Here is a 23,708-nt window from a genome sequence, read left to right as displayed (position 1 = left end):
GAATTATGTTAAAGATTTGGACCATAAATTCATATCTTCAAATTTGTCGTAGATATCGCAATTTTTCGTCAGTCGACCGTAATAACGATACCCCATCTGATAGAATACGGCATTCATGCCAAAGGAAAGCGCTCTTGATAAGGAATAGGCACAAGTAATATTCCGCGCGAGCAATTCATCTTCGAGAGCATGCAGCAGCAGTCTCATCAGACCTTGATTGCGATAGGCGGGGAGTGTTGCGCAATCGGTCATCTCTGCATTTGCGTAGGTGGCATTGATCTCTGCAGAGGCCGCGCTAATGAGCTTATCCTGCGATTCAACGAGATAGTAGATGGTGCCTTCTCGCATCGTTTTTTCAACATAGCTCGGATCATTCATCGGTGTCGGGTACGTTTGGAAAATGTGACTGTATAAATGGGAGAGCTGTTCTGCATCCTCCAATTGAGCTATTCGCAGCGTGCAACCGCTTGGCACCAAGGGTCGATCTGGCTTAAGCGGGAGAGCAAGCACCTGTTTCAGAATGTGATCTTCCTCCAACCAATAGTCGCTCGTTCGCCGCTCTAGGTCACTATACATTGCCATACAATAAGCGTCATAGCCGTTAAAGTAGCCTTTATATATCCCCTCTAACATACACCCCTTCGATAACAAAGCTTGCCAATCCGCTTCTCGCGATTTGATGAACACCTTGGTCAAAGCATGATCTTTGGCCATTTCTAAGACCTGCGTATATATGGCATCGAGATTCCCCGAATAATCGTCAACCCGCAACCTTTTATTTATAAAATCAAGGCAAAGCACGATCGTATTGTCGGTGCCGGTCACAATTTGATTCGTGTAGGTCGGTAGTTTATTTGACATTTAGCATCCTCCTAACAGCATCAATTTGCTGCAAAAAAATGATCGCTGCCAAAAGTTTGGCGGCTCTTCCCACAATATCTGCCTAGTAGCATACGAACACCCATCGCGAAAAGTTGGCATCGATTTTGCATGAGAATTAGATAGGCGTAAGAATGTTCTATACCATATGAGGGAGGATTGACGCATATGAGTTGCATGTGGTGTGCAGCAGAAGATATTCGTGAAAGTGTAAAAGATTGCTACTGGATTCTGCCGGATGGAAGAATGGCCGTTCAGATCTTGGAAGTGCCTGCAATCGAATGCGCCAATTGCCGTACTTATGTTTTGGAAACGACCGCGCAGCACATCGAGGAGACATTGTATTGGCACGATGTATCTGGGCTAGGAACTACTTTTCGTTATGAAGATCTATTGAAGGCGCCGCGGGTAAAAAATATGTTTCTGAAATAATAGCTTAACGAACGTGATCTGTGGGGGTGCCGTATGAAGCGGGAGTATGTCATTAAGCCGGTTTTGGATCACCATTATCCCACCATTCAATCAGGGAAAGGCGTTTTTCTATACGATGATCAAGGCAAGGCCTATATTGACGGCTCATCTGGCGCTGTGACTGCCGGCCTCGGGCACGGAGTGCAAGAAATTATTGATGCGATGATGGAGCAGGCAAGCAAGGTTTCCTTCGTCTACCGTTCTCAATTTACGAGCGAACCCGCCGAAAAACTCGCCGAGAAATTAAGCAACGTAGCGCCTGGCAACGATTATTGGACATTCTTTGTGAATAGCGGATCCGAAGCGACGGAAACCGCGATGAAAATCGCGGTACAGCATTGGCAAGAGAAAGGACGAATGGGCAAAAATAAAGTGATTTCGAGGCGAATGAGCTATCACGGAATCACCTTAGGTGCGCTTTCGATGTCGGGTCATGTCTTGCGAAGAAGACGTTTTATTCCTTTGTTGGCGGATCTTCCAGTTGTCGCACCACCATATTGCTACCGCTGTCCGCTAGGGAAATCCAATCCAGCCTGCGGCATGGTCTGTGCGGACGATTTGGCAACCGCAATCAAGCGAATCGGTGCTGAACATATCGCTGCCTTCATTGCGGAGCCAATCATTGGAGCGGCAGGCGGTGCGATTGTTCCACCAGAGGGCTACTACAAGAAGATTAAGGCAATCTGCGAACAAAATGACATCTTATTCATCGCCGATGAGGTTATGACAGGTATCGCCCGTACAGGTGCCATGTTCGGAATGGAGCACTATGGGGTTGAACCTGATCTCATGGCACTAGGGAAAGGGATGAGTGCTGGTTATACGCCAATGGCAGCAGCGCTTGCCAAAGATCATGTGATGGAACCGATTTTGAAAGGGTCCAAAAGTATTATGTCGGGTCACACGTACAGTGCCAACCCGCAATCAGCGGCCGTTTCCTTGGCTGTACTTCACTATATCGACAAGCATCAGTTAGTCAAAGCTGCAGAGATCCAGGGCAGCTATTTGAAGGCTCAGCTTCAGCAAATGGCTGATGGCATCGACATCATTGGGGATGTGCGCGGCAAAGGGCTGCTTCTAGCTCTCGAATTTGTGGCTGATCAGAACAGCAAACGTCCGTTTCCAGCTGGATTAGGTGTGACTGCTCGGATCATTGAGAAAGCCTTTCAAAATGGTCTGCTCGTTTATCCCGCGGGAGGCGCGGTTGATGGGGAAGGTGATGCAATCATTGTGGCGCCGCCAATAGTCATCACTGAGGATGAAATCGACCAGCTAGTAAACATTTTAAATACTTCCATAAGAGAAGTGATGGCTGATATTATCCCATCCGCAATGGAGGAGACATGATGATGCCAAATGAACATACCCACGGGGTCGCAGGTGGTAAAATACGGACCTTAGAAGAAGCGCTCGAAACGATAAAGGATGGCTGTACGTTAATGTTTGGTGGATTCGGCGGTATCGGGACGCCTCCAACGTTGATTGAGGGTATTTTAGTTAATGACGTTAAGGATTTAACTCTTATCGGTAATGATACGGGGTTTCCCCATATCGGCATCGGGCGCTTAGTTACAGCAGGTCGAGCTAAGAAGGTTATCGCCTCTCATATCGGTTCGAATCCTAACGCGGGTCAAATGATGGAGCAGGGCACGATGGAGGTTGAATTTTATCCGCAAGGTACGCTATGTGAAAAAATACGAGCAGGCGGCGTTGGGCTTGGCGGGATATTGGTGGATGTCGGCGTCGGAACGATTATGGCGCAAGGAAAAGCGACTGTTTTGATCGATGAGAAAACCTATCTGGTTGAACCTGCACTGACAGCTGACGTCGCCATCGTTCATGCGAAAAAAGCAGATCCCTATGGGAATCTCATCTACGATAAAAGCGGTAGGAACCTCAATCCTTTGGTCGCGATGGCGGGAAAAATAACGATTGCTGAAGTCGATGAAATCGTACCGCTCGGTGAGCTCGATCCCGAAAGTATTGTTACGCCAGGCATTTTCGTCGATATGGTGATCCAGAGCAGAGGGGTGAACTGGGCATGGGTATGGGAAAAGAAACCCGCGACCGAATAGCAAAGCGCGCTGCTCAAGAGCTTAAGGACGGGATGGCCGTTAATCTCGGCATTGGCATCCCAACGAAGGTTGCGGATTATGTGCCAGATGGCATTGGGGTCGTTTTTCATGCGGAAAATGGGATTCTAGGCGCAGGTGGCGGCCCTCTTTCCGGTGAAGAAGATGCGTTTCTATGTAACGCAGGCGGGTATCCCATCACAATTACAGAGGGTGCCTCCTACTGTGATAGCTCGATTGCTTTTGCCATGATTCGCAGAGGCTGTATCGATATTACGATCCTTGGCGCGCTTGAGGTGAGTGAACGTGGGGATTTGGCCAATTGGATCGTGCCGGGTAAGCGAGTGGCGGGTATCGGCGGGGCGATGGAGCTTGCGCAAAAAGCCAAAAAAGTCATCGTTCTGATGAACCATGTGAATCGGCAAGGGGAGTCTAAGGTGAAAAAACAATGCGACTTGCCGCTTACAGCAGCCGCTTGTGTGAAGTTGATCATTACGGAAATGGCTGTCATGGAGGTTACCGAGCAAGGTCTGCTTTTAAAAGAAATCATGCTGCCTTACTCGGTTGAGGACGTTGTAGCCAATACGGAAGCAGCATTACGCATCCCGGAACATATTTCTTTTATCCCATAATTAGCGTGTTTCGTTATGCCCGAAGGGGGGAATTCCCATGTCTACGTATAGGAACGCTGAGCTGCAAAAGCTCATTCATGACTGGATTCATCTTCATCGCGAGGATGGCGTTGCGTTGTTACAGAAGTTGGTTCGGCTTCCTAGTGTGCAGGGCAACGAGCAGGAGGCGCAGCTCCTTATTGCTGATAAATTAAGGGAGTTAGAGCTGGATGTTGATGTGTGGGAGCCAGATGGAGAGGCGCTTGCAGAACATCCGTATTTTTGTTCCCCTAGAGACCGATTTACGGGCAGCCCAAATGTTGTAGGTGTTATGAAAGGAAGTGGAGGAGGGCGCTCACTGCTTCTCAATGGACACATGGATGTTGTGCCGGAAGGACATCGCGAGCAATGGCAGGATGATCCTTACAACGGCAACGTGGTGAACGGAATGCTGTATGGTCGCGGAGCAACGGATATGAAAGGCGGCAACGTCTCACTTCTTTTGGCCATCGAAGCTGTGAAGAGTCTCGGATTAAGGTTGAAAGGCGATGTCATCTTCGAAAGTGTCATTGAAGAAGAAAGCGGTGGAGCAGGGACATTGGCTGCGATTGTAAAAGGGTATAAAGCCGATGCGGCTCTCATTCCTGAGCCAACGAATATGCGCATATTTCCGAAGCAACAGGGCTCTATGTGGTTCCGAATTGAAGTGAAAGGTCGCTCTGCGCATGGGGGCACGAGATATGAAGGCGTTAGCGCTATTGAGAAAAGCATGGCGGTGATTCAGCATATTCGCGAGCTTGAGGAGGAGAGAAACTTGCGCATCTCGGATACGTTGTATGCGAATAACCCGATTCCGATCCCGATAAATATCGGTGTCATTCAAGGAGGAAATTGGCCTTCGTCTGTGGCAGATACAGTGAAGCTAGAAGGACGCATGGGCGTTGCCCCTGAGGAAAAGCTTGCTGACGCGAAGGAAGAAATGAGTCTGTGGATGGCGAGGCTTCACGAGAAAGATCCTTGGTTCGAATCACATCCGCCTAGTGTGCAATGGTTCGGGGCTCAGTGGGTGCCGGGTAGCGTAGATCCTGAGCATCCCTTCATGCAGGTGCTTAAGCAGCAATACCGCGAGGTTAGGCAGGGAGAGCCTACGATTGAGGCATCGCCTTGGGGAACGGACGGCGGGTTGCTATCGCTGCTCGGTGAAACACCTTGTATCGTTTTTGGCCCAGGTATTACACAGGTTGCCCATTATCCGAATGAGCACATTGAGCTAGAACGCATGTTCGAAGCGGCAGAAATCATCGCATTGACCATGATTCACTGGTGTGGCTTGGATGGATTGGAGGTATAGGATGGAACAGAGTCCGAAACAGTTAAAGTTCATCGCTATGAAAACGGCGATTCCTGGCCCGAATGCACAAGAACTGCTGGAACGCCGAATGGCGAGTATTCCTAGAGGTCCTTTCAATACAGTGCCAACTTTTGCGGCAAAAGGGGAGGGCGCTCTGCTCACCGATGTGGACGGGAATACGTTCATAGATTTCGCTGGTGCAATCGGTTCGTTGAATGTAGGTCATAGTCCGCCGAAGGTCGTGGAGGCTTTGAAAGCCCAACTAGATCAGTACCTTCATCCTTGCTTCCATGTCATGATGTATGAGCCTTATGTGGCACTTGCAGAGAAGCTGAATGCGTTGACGCCAGGGTATCATACAAAGAAAACGTTCTTCTTGAACAGCGGTGCGGAGGCAGTCGAGAATGCGGTGAAAATTGCCCGTAAATTTACGGGACGGAAAGCAGTCATTTCCTTCGAGCGCGGCTTTCACGGTAGGACGTACATGGCGATGTCCTTAACGAGTAAGGTGAAGCCTTACAAGCATGGCTTCGGACCCTTTGCGCCTGATACGTACAAAATGCCCTATCCCTATTATTATCGGGCTCTTTCGGGCTTAACAGCGGATGATGTCGATGATCTTATATTGCAGAAATTCGAGGATTTTTTCTTGTCGGAGGTTCCCGGGGAAGAGGTTGCTGCGATCATCATGGAACCCGTTCAAGGAGAAGGGGGCTTTGTGATCCCCTCTGTCAAGTTCGTGCAAGGTGTGAAGGCAATCTGCGAAAAATATGGGATATTGCTAATTGCCGATGAAGTGCAGACGGGGTTCGGACGGACTGGGAAAATGTTCGCTATGGAGCATTTCGGGGTTGTTCCTGATTTGATGACGATGTCCAAATCGATTGCCGCTGGTCTGCCAATTTCAGCTGTGACGGGACGGGCTGAAATTATGGATGCCCCAGGTATCGGGGAAATTGGCGGTACTTATGGCGGCAGCCCGCTTGGCTGTGTCGCTGCTTTACAAGTCATAAACATGCTTGAAGAGGAACGACTTGTTGAGCGAGGGGCAGCAATTGGGAAAGTAATAAGTGAACGATTCCGTCAGCTGCAACAGGAAGTAAGCTGCATTGGGGATGTGCGTGGGTTAGGCGCCATGTGTGCAATTGAAATTGTGAAGGATCCATTGACCAAAACGCCAGATAAAGTTTTAACGACTAGGATTATTCAAGAGGCACATCAACGCGGAGTCATTGTAATGAGTGCAGGTATTTATGGCAATGTGCTTCGATTATTAAGTCCTCTGGTCATTACTGATGAGCAGCTGGAGGAAGGCTTGGAGGTTTTGGTGGAGGTCATCCGGACGTGTCTACGTCAGGAAAAACCTACATGAGCTTATGGGAAGGGGATTGCAGCATGAAAAAGCACTTATTTATCGATGGCGCATGGGTCGAAGCTGAGCAGTATCGTCCCTTGTTCTCTCCCTATAGCGGAGATCAGATTGCTGAAATTGCCTATGCGAATGCAGCCGAAGTCGAGCAAGCGATTGCCGCTGCCGAGCGAGCGCGGCCACTCATGGCGCGAATGCCTGCGCATGCACGGGCAGCGATTCTGGAGAAGCTAGCCACGCTGCTCCGCGAGCAGAAGGAAGAGTGCGCCAGGCTGATTGCGCTGGAGGCCGCTAAACCAATCTCGACGGCAAGAATCGAAGTCGACCGTACGGTCGCGACTTACAAGTTTGCCGCAGAGGAAGCGAAGCGGATTCAAGGTGAAACGATTCCGATGGACGCGGCTCCTGGCGGCGAGGATCGGGTTGCCTATACGATTCATCAGCCTTTAGGTGTCGTGGCGGCGATTACACCGTTCAACTTCCCGATGAATCTGGTTGCTCACAAAGTAGGTCCAGCCCTTGCTGCGGGCAATACCATCGTCTTGAAGCCAGCCGGTCAAACACCGTTAACGGCGTTGTTCTTGGCTGATCTGCTGCAGCAGGCAGGTCTTCCGGCAGGTGCGCTAAACGTAGTAACCGGAAGCGGAAGTATAATTGGTGACATCCTGGTGAGAGATTCACGGATTAAAGCAGTGACCTTCACAGGAAGCCCTGAGGTCGGGATCTCCATCCGTAATAAAGCGGGGTTGAAAAAGGTCATCCTGGAATTAGGCTCCAATTCTGCGCTAATTGTGGATCAAGGCGTTCATGTGGATGCCGTGATTGAAAGAGCCGTCACAGGAGCCTTTTCCTATGCGGGTCAGGTTTGCATATCCATTCAGCGGATTTATGTGCATGATCATGTTTTTGATGAATTTGTGAGAAAATTCGTAGCGAAGACAAAAAAGCTTCAAGTCGGTGATCCGCTGGACGCCGCAACGGATGTGTCGGCTCTAATCGGCCTTCGTGACGCTGAGCGTGCGATGCAATGGATTGCCGAAGCGGAGAAGCTAGGCGCGCTGGTCGCGACAGGCAACAGGCAGGAGGGGAACATCGTGTACCCGACTGTACTGCTGAATGTGGCTTCTACGGCTAACGTCTCTTGCCAAGAAGCATTTGCCCCAATCGTGATGATCAATCAAGTCGCATCCGTGGAGGAAGCCATTCGATTGGTGAATGACTCGAAGTACGGACTTCAAGCAGGCCTATACACGGAAAACATTCGAACTGCGCTGGCCGCCGCCGAAGCCTTAGAGGTGGGGGGTGTCATGATCAATGACATCCCTACCTTCCGTGTCGACCATATGCCGTATGGAGGCGTCAAGGAAAGCGGGACGGGGCGTGAGGGTGTCAAGTATGCGATACATGAATTGACGGAGATGAAATTGGTTTGTTTTAAAAAGTAGGGCGGGAGGGTAGATGATATCGCATCATTAGGTACTCAAAAGGCACCCCAATTGGGGTGCCTTTTAGTGTCTTGCCGTAAAGTCTCCGGCTCCAGAAAAATAACTGGATAACGTACAGCTAATTCCGGCCAATTTAAGCAGATTCAAAGTCTAACTGGAAAACCTCCAGTTATTTTCGCCGCATTTGGCCATTCTCGGTAGATCCCCCAAAATTAGCTGCAGTAAATCCAGTTATTCGCCCGAAACTGGAAATTTGGGCTAAATTATCTACAAGAAATCCATCTATTCCACCGGCACCTCTGCCTCCGGCGCGCTAGATTTTTTCTCCTTCGACTGTGATTTCATCAATTTATCTTTCATTTCATCGCGCATCGGTCGACGATCCTTCAATGACATGTGGTCAGGTGTTTCTTGATATCGTTTTCGTCTGCCGATTCGGCGCAAATTTTCTGGCACTAAGTTGAATTTTTCATCTTTCATAAGGGCAATAATACCCGTGCTTTCTGGCTGCTTCTGGATGCCGTAGATGTCATTAAAATATTCGTCTGCACGGCCGGGTACATAGTTTTTCGGCTCGGGATAACCGACGATGACCCCTTCGTAATTGCGCAGAATGACCTTATCTTGACTTTGCGAGATGAGGTAGTTGGGTTGAAGCGCAATTTTTCCGCCTCCGCCAGGAGCATCGACGACAAAGGTAGGTACAGCATATCCCGAAGTATGTCCGCGAAGCGCTTCAATAATTTCAAGCCCCTTGGAAACGGGAGCGCGGAAATGTCCAATGCCCTCCGATAAATCACATTGATAAATGTAATAGGGGCGTACGCGTATTTTTACAAGCTCATGCATGAGCTTCTTCATAATGTACGTGCTGTCGTTGATTCCAGCGAGAATCACCGATTGATTACCTAGTGGGACGCCGGCATTGGCAAGCATTTCGCATGCTTTTTTCGCTTCTTCCGTGATTTCCAGCGGATGATTAAAATGGGTGTTTAGCCAAACTGGATGATATTTCTTAATAATATTGCACAGATTTTCTGTGATGCGTTGCGGGAAAACAACAGGAGCTCTAGTGCCGATCCGAATGATCTCAACATGGGGAATCGCCCGCAAATTTTTCAATATATACTCCACGATATTGTCGTTAATCAGCAAACCATCCCCGCCAGAAAGGAGCACGTCGCGCACTTCCGGCGTATTGCGGATATAAGCAATAGCTTCATCCAATTGTTTTTTTGGCACACCCATACCTACTTGGCCAGAGAAACGGCGGCGTGTGCAATATCGGCAGTACATCGAGCATTGATTTGTTACCAGGAATAACACCCTGTCAGGGTATCGATGCGTTAGTCCCGGGGTCGGAGAGTCTTCATCCTCAAAAAGAGGGTCCTCAAGATCATACTTGGTTTTCAATAATTCAGCAGAGATCGGAACGGATTGCATGCGAATCGGGCAGCGCGGATCATCAGGATTCATTAAAGATGCGTAGTATGGCGTAATATTTAAAGGAATGGTCTGCGTTGAAATGCGAACGCCTTCTTCTTCCTCAGGTGTAAGATTCACTACCTTTTTCAAATCGTCTAAAGTGCGAATGGTATGGGTTAGCTGCCAAAGCCAATCATTCCATTGCTCATCCGTTACATGTTTCCAAAGTTCAACTTGTTTCCAGTCACGTCGTTCCATCCTTGCACCTCCTGTATGGATGTTTTGTCACTATTGTAAGATGCAAAAAGGATGCCAACTTTTCATTTTTCACACCATTCACGCCGAAAATGAAAAAAACTCCCGTCAGGAGACAGGAGTTAATCAAATCGCTTTGTTTCGACGTTTCACTAGTGCGTAGCCATATCGCCCTCGAAACAGAAATTGAAAAATTGACTTCACGAATAAGAACCACAGTGGGCTCTCTTTGTGAACGGTGTGACGGATGGCGCGCGGCACTAGCATATGCATGGTGTTAGCAACTTCTGATAAAACAAGCTGCGTTTCGGTTGATTTTGCAGGCTCCAATAGTAGTTGCACTTCTGTGGTACTGGCAACCTCTTTGTTCATTTCTAGTAACAAATCAATTTTTTGCTCATATTCTAATAGTCGATTCGTCAGCATGAGATTCTCTTCTTTGAGGTGTTGAATATGTTCATATAGAATTTTCATAGTTAGCTTAGGTTGTACGAGTACGTTATTGGAATCCGTAGTGTGATCACTTTTTACATTGTTTACCACTTAACTTCCTCCTTGTAGGTTTGGATTTCGCAATAAACAAGCCACCTTATTTATATCCTAAAGGATTTAAAGAGTAATGTTGCTCGAAAATCGTTGTCGTTTTCTAAACATTATTGTAGGTGAATGACAATTAGGGCTTTCTAGCAATCCCATAACGGTTTAATTTGTATTGTAAGGCTTGACGCTTGATGCCGAGCGCTTGCGCAGTAAGTGTGATGTTATATTGATGAAAAGCCAGCGCATCCGCAATCGTCTCCTTTTCCAGTTGCTTAACTTTATCTGGTAGTTTACTAGAAGTTTGAACTACGTTATCACTGTTCCAAATCGTAGCAAGCATAGCGATCGACGTTGTTGTTGTCTGTATTCCCGCTAAATAAGCAGGGAGGTGCTGTTCTTCTATCGTTTCACACTCCAACTCCATCATATTATACGTGGATTCGATCGCATGGCTTAATTCCCGAATATTGCCGGGCCAATGGTACTGCATTAAGCAGGCTAAAGCCGAGGCGGAAATTCCGACTATTTTCATACCGAAAATTTGGTTAAATTTTTCGATAAAGTGGGAGGTGAGCAGTGGGATATCTTCTTTTCGTTGGGCTAGAGGTGGCAGAAACAGATTTACGACATTGAGCCTGTAAAAAAGATCGCTGCGCAGCAAGCCTTTAACTAACGCTTCCTTCGGGTCAATATTCATGGCGGTTATGATGCGAACATCGACTTGCTGTTCATGGGTTCCTCCGACACGCCGAACCATACCATCTTGAAGGACTCGCAATAATTTGGCCTGCAAAATTAAATCTAAGCTATTCAACTCATCTAGAAAAAGCGTTCCGCCATTCGCTTGTTCAAACAATCCAGCACGGTCTATCGCTCCGGTAAAGGCCCCCCTTGACGTTCCGAACATAATCCCTTCCATCAGCTCATTAGGAACTGCGGCACAATTTTGGGCAATAAATAAGCGGTTTCGACGAGCTCCCGCATTGTGTATACTTTGTGCGAATAATTCCTTTCCTGTCCCAGTAGGACCTGAGATCAGCACGGGCGAGCTTGTACGTGAGGCCTTCTTAGCAAAAGCAATGGTTTGCTGAAACGCATCGCTTTGACCAATTAGATCACTGAAATGGAAGCGGGCAGAGCTGGCATTTTTCTTATCTTTTGCCGGAGATTCGTAGATTTGATGTCTGAGGTCCAGGATTTGGTCATGGAGATGAACGATGCTAGTAATATCTTTGGCTACTTCCAAGGCACCGATGATTTCACCATTTTCCAAGAGAGGATAGGTACTGTTAATGGTTGTAATTCGTTTTCCCGTGACATTTACATAGGTTTGGATTTTCTCGCGAATTTCGATTCCGGTTTGCAGAACTTTCATGAAGGTGCTGGTTTCGTTTGTTAGGGAAGGGAAGAGGTCGAAGAAATTCTTACCCACCACTTGCTCCCGTTTAAATCCGTCCGTTTCAGCCATTTTTTCATTATAAAAAATAGTAATTCCCTTGTTATCAATCAGGTGAACGCCGACATCGATGATCGTCAACATTTGCTCAAAATATTTAGCGACATGCTCGTTCTGCTCGGACATAAGGTTCACCCGCCTATCGAAGAGTGTACGTTGGTTCAATTACTAATTTATGATTTTTCAACGCTAAAAATGACATGTACATGATTTGCGTCTAATCTGCATACTAATCGGATAAAACGCGATATTGACGCTCGGATGCTTCTACGACATCAAGGATAAGAAGGTGGGGTTCCTGTGAACACACAAGTCTATCAACCGCAGAATCATGTCAGGTTTGTAACGGCGTCCGCTTTATTTGATGGGCATGATGCTTCTATTCAAGTGATTCGAAGGATTTTACAAGCATCGGGCGTTGAAGTGATTCATCTTGGTCATAATCGGTCCGTCGATGAGGTCGTTCATGCAGCGATACAGGAAGATGTGCAAGGCATCGCGATCAGCTCTTATCAAGGCGGGCATATGGAATACTTGATGTATATGTTTGATCTGCTTCAGCAATATGGGGCTGGTCATATACGTATTTTCGCTGGTGGAGGAGGCGTCATCGTTCCGTCTGAGATCCAAGCGCTGCACGCTTATGGGATTGCGAAAGTTTTCTCACCTGACGACGGACGTGAACTGGGTCTGCAAGGCATGATTACGTACATGATTCGGGAGGTTGACAAGCCTGCACCAAAGAGTGTTGCGGATGAGGCTCCTGATTCCATAGAAAAGCTGTGGGGAGTCTTAGCAAGCGCAATAACTACAGCTGAGGAAGCCGTAGAGAGTAGCCCGAATACGCCAGTTATTCCTCAGACACATACCGCTTCAGCACTTGCACCTGTCGTTGGCATTACAGGAACTGGAGGCGCTGGGAAGAGTACGTTAACCGATGAGTTGGTCAGACGCTTTCTCGAACACTATCCGGACAAGAGATTAGCCATTATTTCGATTGATCCTTCTAAAATGAAAACAGGCGGCGCACTCCTCGGTGATCGAATCCGGATGAATGCGGTGAATAGTTCACGGGTCTATATGCGCAGCTTGGCCACTCGGCGTGCAAAGTCGGAATTGAGTCTGGCGACGAAGGAAGCTATCCAACTGGCGCAAGCTGCCGGGTATCATATGGTGTTCGTGGAAACTAGTGGGATTGGACAAGGAGATTCCGCTATCGTCGATCTGTGTGATGTGGCGATGTATGTCATGACGAGTGAATTTGGCGCAGCCTCTCAACTGGAGAAAATCGACATGATCGACTATGCAGACCTCATCGTCATTAATAAATTCGAACGACGCGGTTCGGAGGATGCTTTGCGCGATGTACGTAAACAATTTCAGCGAAGCCACGGTTTGTTTAACACACCGACAGAGGAAATGCCTGTCTATGGCACGATGGCTAGTCAATTTAATGACCCTGGAACCCATGTGCTGTTTGCAGAACTCATGAAGCTCGTTGCACATAAAACTGGCGGAGCATGGCCGACAAATGACCAGCTAAACATGGATGTCGTTGCTACCAAGAATGTCATCATTGCACCTGATCGCACTGGCTACCTCGGCGAAATTGTGAAAACGATCAGACAGTATAAGAAATTCTCAGCTGAGCAGGTTCAGATTGCCCATAAGCTATATCAGCTCCGTGGAACGAAAGAGATCCTGGCAGGAGAAGGACAGTCGGAAACTGCAGAGGAATCGCATGTGGTGGTTGAAAAGTTGAACGAAATGATCGCACATTACACGTCTATGCTGGATCCAGCATGCACGAAGCTGCTGCAAGAATGGCCGCAAATGCGTCAAGCCTATACACAGGAACATTTTATTACCCGCACTCGCGATCGTGAAGTTAAGACAACGATGTTCACAAACTCACTCTCTGGAACCAAAGTGCCCAAGATCAGTTTGCCGAGGTATGACGATGATGGTGAAATTCTTGCTTGGCTGCTAAAGGAGAACTTGCCGGGCTATTTTCCTTACACAGCGGGTGTTTTTCCATTTAAACGGACAAATGAAGATCCGAAGCGCCAATTTGCTGGCGAAGGAACACCAGAGCGCACCAACCGTCGATTCCATTATCTATGCCAAAATGATGAGGCGAAGCGGTTGTCGGTAGCTTTTGACAGTGTGACTCTGTACGGGCACGATCCTGACTATCGGCCTGATATTTACGGCAAAATCGGCAACAGCGGTGTGAATGTATGCACATTAACTGATATGAAAAAGCTGTTTGCCGGCTTTGATTTATGCCATCCAACCACTAGCGTTTCCATGACGATTAATGGCCCAGCGCCAATGATTTTAGCTATGTTCATGAATACGGCCATTGAGCAGCAAGTGGAGCGATACTTGAAGAGCAGTGGCAAACAGCCAAGTGCTGAGGTGCTTGAACACCTGAAGTCTCAGACGCTTCAAACTGTTCGCGGCACGGTTCAAGCGGATATTTTAAAAGAGGATCAAGGTCAAAATACATGCATCTTTTCAACAGAATTTGCTCTGAAAATGATGGGAGACATCCAGCAGTATTTCATTAATCATAAAGTGCGTAATTACTATTCAGTCAGTATTAGCGGCTATCATATTGCCGAGGCGGGAGCGAATCCCATCACGCAGCTTGCTTTTACATTGGCCAATGGATTTACGTATTTGGAATATTATTTGAGTCGTGGCATGCGGATCGATGATTTTGCGCCGAATCTCTCTTATTTTTTCAGCAATGGTCTGGATCCTGAATATACGGTCATGGGCAGAGTAGCACGGCGTACATGGTCAACGGTCATTCGGAATAAATATGGCGGCAATGAGAGAAGTCAGAAGCTGAAGTATCATATCCAAACGTCAGGACGCTCCCTGCATGCACAGGAAATGGATTTTAATGATATTCGAACCAGCTTACAGGCACTGATCGCGATCTACGATAATTGCAATTCCTTACACACGAATGCGTATGATGAAGCGGTTACGACGCCGACAGAGAATTCCGTGCGCAGAGCGATGGCTATTCAATTGATCATTAATAAGGAGTTTGGCTTGACGAAAAACGAGAATCCGCTTCAGGGCGCATTTATCGTGGATGATCTCACCGATCTCGTGGAAGAAGCTGTCCTCTCTGAATTCGAGCGAATTCATGAACGAGGCGGCGTGTTAGGTGCCATGGAAACGCAATATCAACGTGGTAAAATCCAGGAAGAGTCTTTGATTTATGAGCATAAGAAGCATGCTGGAGAGCTGCCGATTGTTGGCGTGAATACGTTTATAAAGGAAAATGCCAATCAGTTGGCGGTGGAAATTGAATTGGCCCGCTCGACGGTAGAGGAGAAAGAAACGCAAATCCTTGGACTACAGGCCTTCAAGGAGCAGCATAAATTGACCTGTTCAGAAGCGTTGGAGCGATTGAAGCAAACTGCTCGCAAGAATGGAAACCTTTTCGAAGAGTTAATGGAAACCGTAAAGGTGGCATCTCTAGGGCAGATCACAACCGCGTTGTATGAAGTCGGCGGCCAATATCGCAGAAATATGTAGAGGTTCAAATAGGTTAATAAATTCATATAGCACTATTTTCCATTCCGTGTTATATATGAAATGACTCAAATTTGTTGAATGGAGTGAGATGAATGAGAATCGCCACGCAATTGTATACGCTTCGCAGCTATTTACAAACCCCACAGGACATTAGCGAGAGCTTGAAGAAAGTGAAGCAAATGGGGTACCAGTCCGTACAAGCATCAGGAGTCGGTCCTATCGGCATTCATGAGTTTAAAGCGCTTGCAGACCAAGAAGGCTTGACCATTTGCGCAACTCACATCGGGTATAACGATTTGTTGAACGATATGGATTCCGTCATTGAGAAGCATTTGGCATGGAATTGCAAATATGTCGGCTTAGGCGGTCTCCCGGGTGAATTTCGTGAGAGTAGTCAAGGCTACGCAACATTTGCTAAACAAGCCTCTGAATTTGGAAGACAACTCAAGAGCGCTGGATTACAGTTCATCTATCATAACCACGACTTTGAGTTTGCTAAATATGACGGAAAGACGGGGATGGACATCCTTTTTGAAGAGTCGGACCCTAATGCCGTAGATTTTGAATTAGATGTGTATTGGGTGCAAGCTGGTGGCGCAGATCCAATCGAATGGATTCGCAAGGTCGACGGCCGCATGAAAGTTGTCCACTTCAAAGATATGAGGATTACACCGGATCGGAAACAGCGTTTCGCGGAGATCGGTGAAGGGAACATGAATTTCAAAGGCATTATTCAAGCGTGCGAGGAAATCGGGGTAGAGTGGGCCGCTGTGGAGCAGGATGATTGTTATGACCGCAATCCATTTGAGAGTCTGGAAATCAGCTTCGCTAATCTTGCAAAATTAGGTATGAAAGCTTAGATATCATTCGAAGAAAGTCCGCCTTCCGAGGCGGGCTTTATTTTATTGTTCATGTTAGAGATGATAACATATTTTTGCGTTTTCAAAATATTGTTTGAAATTGTCGAATTATGTGTTATATTATCTAACATATTAAAAGTTTTCTAGGGTTCCGCGACATATTCGTCGGCTAGGTCCGAGAGAAAACTCACAGCGCGCTGTGTTCACGGAGGGATAAAAGCCCGGGAGGTTATCATTTCTGATACCTCTCGGGCTTTTGTGTTATTCGTAGATGAGGCGAATCATAGGAGGGGTACTAATGACGATTAGAGGTAAACTTTTGTTAGGATTTGGTATTATTGTTGGGCTTTTTTTAATTTCGCTTACGATTCTTTATGCCTCACTTCGGCAGACGTCATCCTCATTTGAACGCTTTGCGCAGGATGATGTTCATTTGCTTAATCTAGCGAATCAAATTCGCTATGAAGATCTCCGTTTAACCGATTCTGTCAGGGGGATTATTATTGATCCGGCAAATAAAGGAGAAAGTGATACCTATAATGCGTATGCCGAACAAATAGATAAGCACATCAAGGAAACGGTAAGTCTGCTGCAAACGGAAGCGGAGAAACAAATCTTTCGTGATTTGGATGCTGGCAATATAAAATTAGTAGAGCTAGAGACGAAAATGATGGAGCTAGCTGCAAGCGATAAAGCGCAGACGCTGCGTATTTTCGCAGGTGATTATGCAGAGCTTCGCAATCATTTTGCTGAGCTGCTCAACCGATTTCAACATTTGCAGGAGCAGCACATTGAGGATCGATCGACTCAGATGGTGAAATTCGTGAAGTTGCGAACTTTCATTGCGTTGGCCGTGGCTGCATGCTCTATTTTAATAGCTGTCGCTATCTCGTTGTGGGTTACGAAGCATATTCTTTCAAGGATGAACCTGGTCAAAAGAAAGCTGGAAGAGCTCTCCGGAAGTACAGGCGACTTACGCGAGAGAATCGAACTGCAAGGCAAAGATGAAATTGCCCAGTTAGCACGATCTTTTAATAAAATGATGGATATGATTCAGGGTTTGATTCATCAAGTTCGGGAATCTGCCAATCGTGTTAATCTTGCAACGAAGCACTTGGTTGCATCTTCGGAACAAACGTCCAAAATTACGCATGATATTGATCATAAAGCGATAGATATGGCTGAAGGGGCAAATTCCCAAGCCAAAGGAATTGAAGAGAGCTCTATGGCGATGGGAGAAATCGCTTCGGACATCCAACGAGTGGCTGATCATATGTCGACGATGGCGATGCAATCGGAACAATCGGTATCACTAGCGACGAGTGGCAGTAAGTCCATTGAAACTGCTGTAGCACGTATGTACGCACTAAAGGAATCTGTCCTCCATGCCAATCAAGCGGTGAAAAAAGTAAATGCCAAGTCACAGGCGATTCATCAAGTGATTGAATGGATGCGGGAAGTAGCTAATCAGACGAATCTGTTAGCGCTGAATGCTGCGATAGAAGCTGCCCATGCTGGAGAGCAGGGGAGAGGCTTCGCTGTAGTAGCTGGTGAGGTAAGGAAGCTTGCGCAACAAAGCAGTCAATCAGCTGAGCATATCACGGAGTTGCTTGGACAAATTCAAGTTGATCTGACTGGGGCCGATCTCGCGATGGATCAAGGCGGGGTAGAGGTTATGACGGGGCTGGCGAGTATAGAGCATGCTGGGGAAATGTTCGAGAAAATCCGTGACGATATTCAGATGATTTTTCAAAATACACTGGAAGTATCTGGCGTTTCGCAGCAGATGGCTGCGGGCTCAGAGCAGATCTATGCCTCATTTAGCGAAGCGGCTGAGATTAGCAAACATACTGGAAGTAACACCAAGAGCGTGTCTGACATGGTACAGAAGCAGCTGGAAACGGTCGAAAAAGCATCGGAGCATGCGGCAGCGCTTACTCAAGTAGCGAATGAATTGCATATGCAGATTCAACGTTTTCATATTTAGAAACTCCTATTCCGTGAAAATGGTAGATGTGTTATAATTCACAAAGTCACGGCTGACTTTCATAATGAAACCTGACTTACAACCTAACCCGTTGTAGGTCTTTTTGTTAGGGATATGATAGATATCGCAATAACCTCTTAAGAATACAGCGGAAATTATCAAACAATTGTGATATCGAAAGTAGGTTAATTTATGAGTTTTATTCTTATGGCTGGTATGTCTTTGGTACCGCTGTTTTTGGGCATGTCTTGTAAACTGTTATTCAAAACAAAATTAACGAATGCCATGTTAGTTTTCATGCTTTTTATGAGTATTTGGCAGCTGGATGTCAGTGTTTTATATAGCAACGATGTCTTGAGAAACGATTGGATATTTTTTCTGTTTAAGTTGTTGCGGATCGGTTCCATCATGCTTCCTCCAGCTTTTTTGTATGTTGGATATGTCACCTTAAAACATCTAACCAAAGAAGAAGCGAAATGGATGAACAGGATTATTAATAAATACACACTAGGCATCTATGGGCTTTGGTCGATCTTTATCTACCTCATTAATTGGACAGATCTCGGTGTAGTAGGCTTAAAGAAAATTGAAGGTTTCGGGGATCAAACTACCGTTCTTTATCCCATCTATGGTGAATGGGGCGGCTTATTTGTAAACCATATTAAATTATTGATTGTCAGCATACTTCTAACCCTCATTGCAAGCAGAAAAGTAACCGATACATATGTGAGAAACTTCCTAACCTTATTCAGTCTTACGTTCTTATTAACCTATATGATTGGCGTATTAAATTTACAGGCAGGCACTTTCATCTATTCGAGTCAAATTGCAGTCATGATTTTTTCGATCATTATTTTCTTTATTTTTGTACATATGAGTACAAGGATGATTCGAGACACCGCTCAAATTTTAAAAAGAAAAGATAAAGCTGAGCAAATTGAGATCTCAACGTCAGGATTAATCCATGAAATCAATAACCCACTAACCGTTGTCAAGGGTTATTCCAATCTATTATCTCGAAATGATCAGTTGGATACGAGTGCCAAAGGAATGATTAGCCAAATTGAGATGGCTGGCGAACATATGAATAGCATCATTTCAAATTATAATCATTTTATAAAAAGTGGAAAATTACAGACAGAAGAAGCCAACATCTTGGATGTCATTCATGAATCTATCGCTTTAACTTCTTTGCGAATCAAAGAGAAAAACGTAACCATTGAACTGAAACAAGAAAAAAATATCATGGTGAATCTTGATTGTGATAAAGTAAGGCAAGTTTTTATTAATCTAATCAATAACAGTATTGAAGCCATGGAGGATAAAGATCTTAAAATCCTCGAAATTGACTACTTTACGAAAAACAATGAAATCCACATCCTCTTTACGGATACAGGATCCGGTATTCATTACGAAGAATGGGATCGGATTTTTACACCATTCCATACAACCAAAAAAACAGGGATGGGTCTCGGAATGTCCATTTCCCAACGGATTATCAATTCTCATGGCGGATATATTGAGATCGTGAACAGCAGCTCACAAGGAACAGAACTCAAAGTCATTATGCCGATTTGGGCTGGATCATTATTTGATTGATGCCCGAGTTCAGATCCATCATTTTCATATTTAACAAGCTAAGACGAACGAGCGCTAAACAATTGGCCTCGTTCGTCTTTTCTGTACGCCGATCAAGACCTAAAATAACTGGAATAAGGAATGAAATTAGGAAAATATGTATGAAATGTACATGTATTCCGATTTACTACAACCCACGAGTATGCATTTTCGCATTTGTTACAATTTACGAGAAGCACTTGCGCATGGCAAACTGAAGTCGAGAGGAGGGAATGGAAATTAAGTCGTAGCGAGAATAAAAAATGAAATGAGGGATTTTTGAAGATGACAAATAGAATCATCAAAGGTGGTAAGTTAAAAAAAAGAGTATTCGGCCTCTTGTGCGCATTATCGGTTTTGCTCCCTGTTATACCGGCTACAACGGCCTTTGCAGCGACGATTAATGTCACCACGTTTGGTGCAAATGGAAGTGATGCGTCTGACGACTTAACGGCCATTCAGAATGCAGTAAATTCTGCAGCGAGTGGTGATACGGTACTGCTGCCTGCAGGTACTTATTATTTATCAGCGAATGTGAACGGCAAATCCGGTGTTAAGATTGCTGGTGCGGGACGTGACTTAACCACTGTGAAAATGACATCCGGTTCGGCATCTACAAAGTTCTTCTATATGTATAACGTTAGCAATTCGGAAGTCTCCGATATGACGCTCGATGGGAACAACAGTACGGTATTGTTATCTGCCGTTACATCTGAATTTGGTAATGCAAACAAAATGCGTAACCTGCGAGTTAAGGATCTGGCAGCATCTGCAGGCTTCGGCCCCTTCGCTCTATATGCGATCGGATCAACTAATCTCGAGATTTCTAACAACATCGTGACGAACACAGGTGTGAACTCCGATTGGGGTGGAGGCGTCCGTGCGGGTTGGGGTTCGAGCCATGTACTGATCGAAAACAACACGATTGCAGACACCGGTCGTGGGGGTATTTTTGTCAATGATGACAGTCCTTATGCTATCGTACGCGGTAATACGGTTACAGGTACCGGCAAGAAGATGGAAGGGCTTGGTATCGAGCTGCACACGAATGCAGACTATTCCATTATAGAGAATAATAATGTCGATCATTGGATTAGTGCAGTGCGTTCCAAATACATCGCTGTACGTAATAATATCGTCAAAGCAAATGATGGCTCGGTTGGTCACATGGGCCTCGAAGTCATGGTTGATCATGGGATTACTTCAGGAAATTTAGTCGATGGTGGTCAGCAGGTAGGGATGCAGCAATCCCCTGGTACAGGTTATCAACTGTGGAACTACAACACGATCCAAAATATCATCATGTGGGGCATGCAGCTTCAAGGCGCCGGGACAGGATTCACAGAGCAGTATCAATACTTTTATAAAAACACTTGGAAAAACGGACCAACCGGCAATCCGGCTGCAGCTTATCCTGGTTATGACGGCAATGCGGTCAGGATCCACGGGGATACGAAAAATATCGTTTTTGACAGCAATCAGATCCTAAATAACGGCCGTAAAGCCATTGAGATTACGACAGCAAGCGGAACAGACCGTATTAGCTTCATAAATAACACGATCACTGGCAACGGGGGACCTTCGATTGACCAATACCCGTCCTCCGCAGCAGATTTGGAATGGAGCAATAATACAGTTAGCGGCAATGGAACGAATACACAGCTGACGAGTCGTGGATTTAGCGATGCCAAACCGGTAGCGAATTTCACGGCACCGCTGACGGTACAGCTGGGTTCGCAAGTGACGTTCACCAACACGTCGACTGATAATGGCACCATTGTCGAGAATCTATGGGATTTAGGTGAAGGCCTCCCAGTTACAACTGCAAGCCCGACTTATACGTATCAAAAGGCAGGAACATACAAAGTTATACTTGGCGTTTGGGATAACGGAGGAAGAGCGAGTGTGAAAGAACAGTCGATTACCGTGTTCTCAGGTCCGCCAGATACAACAGCACCTTCTGCTCCGGGAAGCTTGACTGCACCATCCAAGTCAAATGTGACAGTTGATCTGTCTTGGTCGGCATCAACAGATAACGTCGCTGTCATCGGTTACGATGTCTATAGGAACGGTACGTTGATCGGTTCAACGTCGAGCGCAACGACTTTTGCTGTAACAGGCCTGACTCCGAGCACGGCGTATAGCTTTACAGTCAAAGCCAAAGATGCTTCGGGCAACGTATCTGCAGCTAGTAACACACTGAGCGTGACGACAGATGCTGGTGATACACAAGCACCGACGGCACCTGGAAGCCTGACTTCACCTGCTAAGACCGATACAAGTGTCAGCTTGTCCTGGTCAGCATCATCGGACAATGTTGGCGTAACTGGCTATAACATCTATAATGGTTCTACGTTGTTAGGCAGCACAACGGGAGTGAACGCGACATCCTATACCGCTACCGGCTTATCAACGAACACGACGTTTACATTCACCGTCAAAGCGAAGGATGCTTCCAATAACCTATCGTCAGCAAGCAACGCAGTGACAGTCACGACCGATCCAGCAGCCAATTGGGTGAACTGTGCTGGAGAAAACAATCCATGTAATTTCACGGGTACGAAACAAGTTCGTTATGGTGTTACAGGCAGCTATATTTATGGGACCTTTACGAACACAGTGATGTGCTCCAATAACGGGTTCGGATCTGATCCTGCTGTAGGTCAATACAAACATTGCGATGTTAACCTAGCTGGAGGCGGTGGAGGAGATACAACAGCACCTACAGCTCCATCTGGCTTATCATCTCCTTCGAAAACCTCATCCAGCGTCAACTTGTCATGGACGGCGTCCACAGACAATGTGGGTGTAACCGCCTATGATATTTACAACGGAAGCACATTAGCTGGTTCCACAACAGGAGCAACAACCTTTACGGTAAACGGTCTCTCCGCTAGTACCGCCTATACATTCACGGTTAAGGCGAAAGATGCGGCTGGCAATGTATCGGCAGCGAGTAGCGGATTAAGCGTAACGACGAACGCTTCTACGGATACAATCGCCCCATCGGCACCGACGGCGCTTAACTCGCCATCCAAAACAGATACGAGCGTCAGTCTTTCTTGGACGGCTTCAACTGACAATGTTGGCGTGACCGGTTACAATATCTACAATGGAACCAACCTAGCAGGATCAACAACAGGTGCAACTACGTTTACGGTAACAGGTTTGACGGCAAGTACCGCTTACAGTTTCACTGTAAAGGCGAAGGACGCGGCGAACAATCTGTCTGCGGCTAGCTCCGCACTCAATGTAACAACAGATGCTGGAACAACGCCTACAAGCGGCGTGAACGGTCAATATTTCGTTGGTGATTTTGGAACCCTTGCACTAAGCCGAGTAGATTCGACCATTGACTTCGACTGGGGCGGAGGAAGACCTACTGGGGATGTGCCAGGCGAATGGTTCTCCGCACGGTGGACCGGCAAAGTACAACCGCAATACTCCGAGACATATACCTTCTATACTCACACGGACGATGGTGTACGTTTATGGGTAAATGGTCAGCAATTGATTAATAATTGGGTTGCCATGAACGGGGAGTTAAGCGCGACAATCACGCTCACTGCTGGTGTGAAATATGACCTCAAGATGGAGTTTATTGAGAACGGTGGAAATGCACACGCGCAACTATCCTGGTCAAGTACTTCGCAAGCGAAACAAATCATTCCTGCGGGCCGTTTATTTACAAACTAAAACTTGCGTATTAAGGCAGAGTGACATTTGGTAACTGCAAAGCACATCAAACGAAAAGGACTTTCCCTCCATTTTAGTGGGGGAAAGTCTTTGTTTTTGTCGATAAAGTCGAG

At 46.4% G+C, this 23,708-nt stretch carries 16 protein-coding genes and 1 riboswitch; of the genes, 12 read left to right on the top strand and 4 right to left on the bottom strand.

From position 1 onward, the window contains the following. Positions 1 to 3 precede the first annotated feature (3 nt). Complete coding sequence (gene ablB / locus AC58UX_RS15175) at positions 4 to 861, bottom strand: putative beta-lysine N-acetyltransferase (protein ID WP_497254050.1); 858 nt, start codon at positions 859 to 861, stop codon at positions 4 to 6. Positions 862 to 1,047: 186 nt separating this feature from the next. On the opposite strand from ablB, the gene AC58UX_RS15170 reads away from it, so the two are divergent. Genes AC58UX_RS15170 through AC58UX_RS15140 form a run of 7 tightly spaced genes read left to right on the top strand, consistent with a single transcriptional unit; the run spans position 1,048 to position 8,198 of the window. Continuing rightward, entirely contained in the window at positions 1,048 to 1,311 is a 264-nt protein-coding gene (locus tag AC58UX_RS15170) for a YokU family protein (protein ID WP_497254048.1), read from the top strand. Between the two features lie 33 nt (positions 1,312 to 1,344). Further along, entirely contained in the window at positions 1,345 to 2,697 is a 1,353-nt protein-coding gene (locus tag AC58UX_RS15165; protein ID WP_497254046.1) for an aspartate aminotransferase family protein, read from the top strand. Further along, a complete protein-coding gene (locus tag AC58UX_RS15160) occupies positions 2,697 to 3,425 on the top strand; it encodes a CoA transferase subunit A (RefSeq protein ID WP_497254044.1) in 729 nt (242 codons plus the stop codon). Before AC58UX_RS15165 ends, AC58UX_RS15160 begins: the two co-directional genes overlap by 1 nt. Continuing rightward, on the top strand, positions 3,392 to 4,054 hold the full coding sequence (locus tag AC58UX_RS15155) for a 3-oxoacid CoA-transferase subunit B (RefSeq protein ID WP_497254042.1): 663 nt from the start codon (positions 3,392 to 3,394) through the stop codon (positions 4,052 to 4,054). Before AC58UX_RS15160 ends, AC58UX_RS15155 begins: the two co-directional genes overlap by 34 nt. 37 nt (positions 4,055 to 4,091) lie before the next feature. Continuing rightward, positions 4,092 to 5,384, top strand: coding sequence for a peptidase (locus AC58UX_RS15150; protein WP_497254040.1), 1,293 nt, complete (start codon positions 4,092 to 4,094; stop codon positions 5,382 to 5,384). 1 nt (position 5,385) lies between these two features. Then, positions 5,386 to 6,756 carry a 4-aminobutyrate--2-oxoglutarate transaminase gene (gene gabT, locus AC58UX_RS15145; protein ID WP_497254038.1) on the top strand — a complete coding sequence of 457 codons (1,371 nt, stop codon included), beginning with the start codon at positions 5,386 to 5,388 and terminating at the stop codon, positions 6,754 to 6,756. A gap of 23 nt (positions 6,757 to 6,779) precedes the next feature. Continuing rightward, a complete protein-coding gene (locus tag AC58UX_RS15140; protein ID WP_497254036.1) occupies positions 6,780 to 8,198 on the top strand; it encodes an aldehyde dehydrogenase family protein in 1,419 nt (472 codons plus the stop codon). A 282-nt stretch (positions 8,199 to 8,480) separates the two neighbouring features. On the opposite strand, the gene kamA is transcribed toward AC58UX_RS15140, so the two are convergent. From kamA to AC58UX_RS15125, 3 genes are all read right to left on the bottom strand, one after another. Beyond that, a complete protein-coding gene (kamA, locus tag AC58UX_RS15135; RefSeq protein WP_497254034.1) occupies positions 8,481 to 9,881 on the bottom strand; it encodes a lysine 2,3-aminomutase in 1,401 nt (466 codons plus the stop codon). Between the two features lie 123 nt (positions 9,882 to 10,004). Next, on the bottom strand, positions 10,005 to 10,421 hold the full coding sequence (locus AC58UX_RS15130) for a hypothetical protein (RefSeq protein WP_497254032.1): 417 nt from the start codon (positions 10,419 to 10,421) through the stop codon (positions 10,005 to 10,007). A 130-nt stretch (positions 10,422 to 10,551) separates the two neighbouring features. Beyond that, positions 10,552 to 12,000, bottom strand: coding sequence for a sigma-54 interaction domain-containing protein (locus AC58UX_RS15125; RefSeq protein ID WP_497254030.1), 1,449 nt, complete (start codon positions 11,998 to 12,000; stop codon positions 10,552 to 10,554). 174 nt (positions 12,001 to 12,174) lie between these two features. Here AC58UX_RS15125 and icmF point away from each other — a divergent pair, with 174 nt between their 5' ends. From icmF to AC58UX_RS15100, 5 genes are all read left to right on the top strand, one after another. Continuing rightward, entirely contained in the window at positions 12,175 to 15,435 is a 3,261-nt protein-coding gene (gene icmF / locus AC58UX_RS15120) for a fused isobutyryl-CoA mutase/GTPase IcmF (protein ID WP_497254028.1), read from the top strand. 92 nt (positions 15,436 to 15,527) lie between these two features. Further along, on the top strand, positions 15,528 to 16,295 hold the full coding sequence (locus AC58UX_RS15115) for a sugar phosphate isomerase/epimerase family protein (RefSeq protein ID WP_497254026.1): 768 nt from the start codon (positions 15,528 to 15,530) through the stop codon (positions 16,293 to 16,295). A 132-nt stretch (positions 16,296 to 16,427) separates the two neighbouring features. Further along, positions 16,428 to 16,525, top strand: a riboswitch (guanidine-I (ykkC/yxkD leader). A 68-nt stretch (positions 16,526 to 16,593) separates the two neighbouring features. Beyond that, a complete protein-coding gene (locus AC58UX_RS15110; RefSeq protein ID WP_497254024.1) occupies positions 16,594 to 18,282 on the top strand; it encodes a methyl-accepting chemotaxis protein in 1,689 nt (562 codons plus the stop codon). A 306-nt stretch (positions 18,283 to 18,588) separates the two neighbouring features. Beyond that, positions 18,589 to 19,881, top strand: a complete 1,293-nt coding sequence (locus tag AC58UX_RS15105; protein WP_497254022.1) for a sensor histidine kinase — start codon at positions 18,589 to 18,591, stop codon at positions 19,879 to 19,881. Positions 19,882 to 20,184: 303 nt separating this feature from the next. Further along, positions 20,185 to 23,595 carry a fibronectin type III domain-containing protein gene (locus AC58UX_RS15100; protein ID WP_497254020.1) on the top strand — a complete coding sequence of 1,137 codons (3,411 nt, stop codon included), beginning with the start codon at positions 20,185 to 20,187 and terminating at the stop codon, positions 23,593 to 23,595. Positions 23,596 to 23,708 lie beyond the last annotated feature (113 nt).

This window comes from Paenibacillus sp. J22P90 (genome assembly GCF_059692195.1).
Note: the sequence above shows the minus strand (reverse complement) of the source record. Positions and strands in the feature narration are given on the sequence as shown.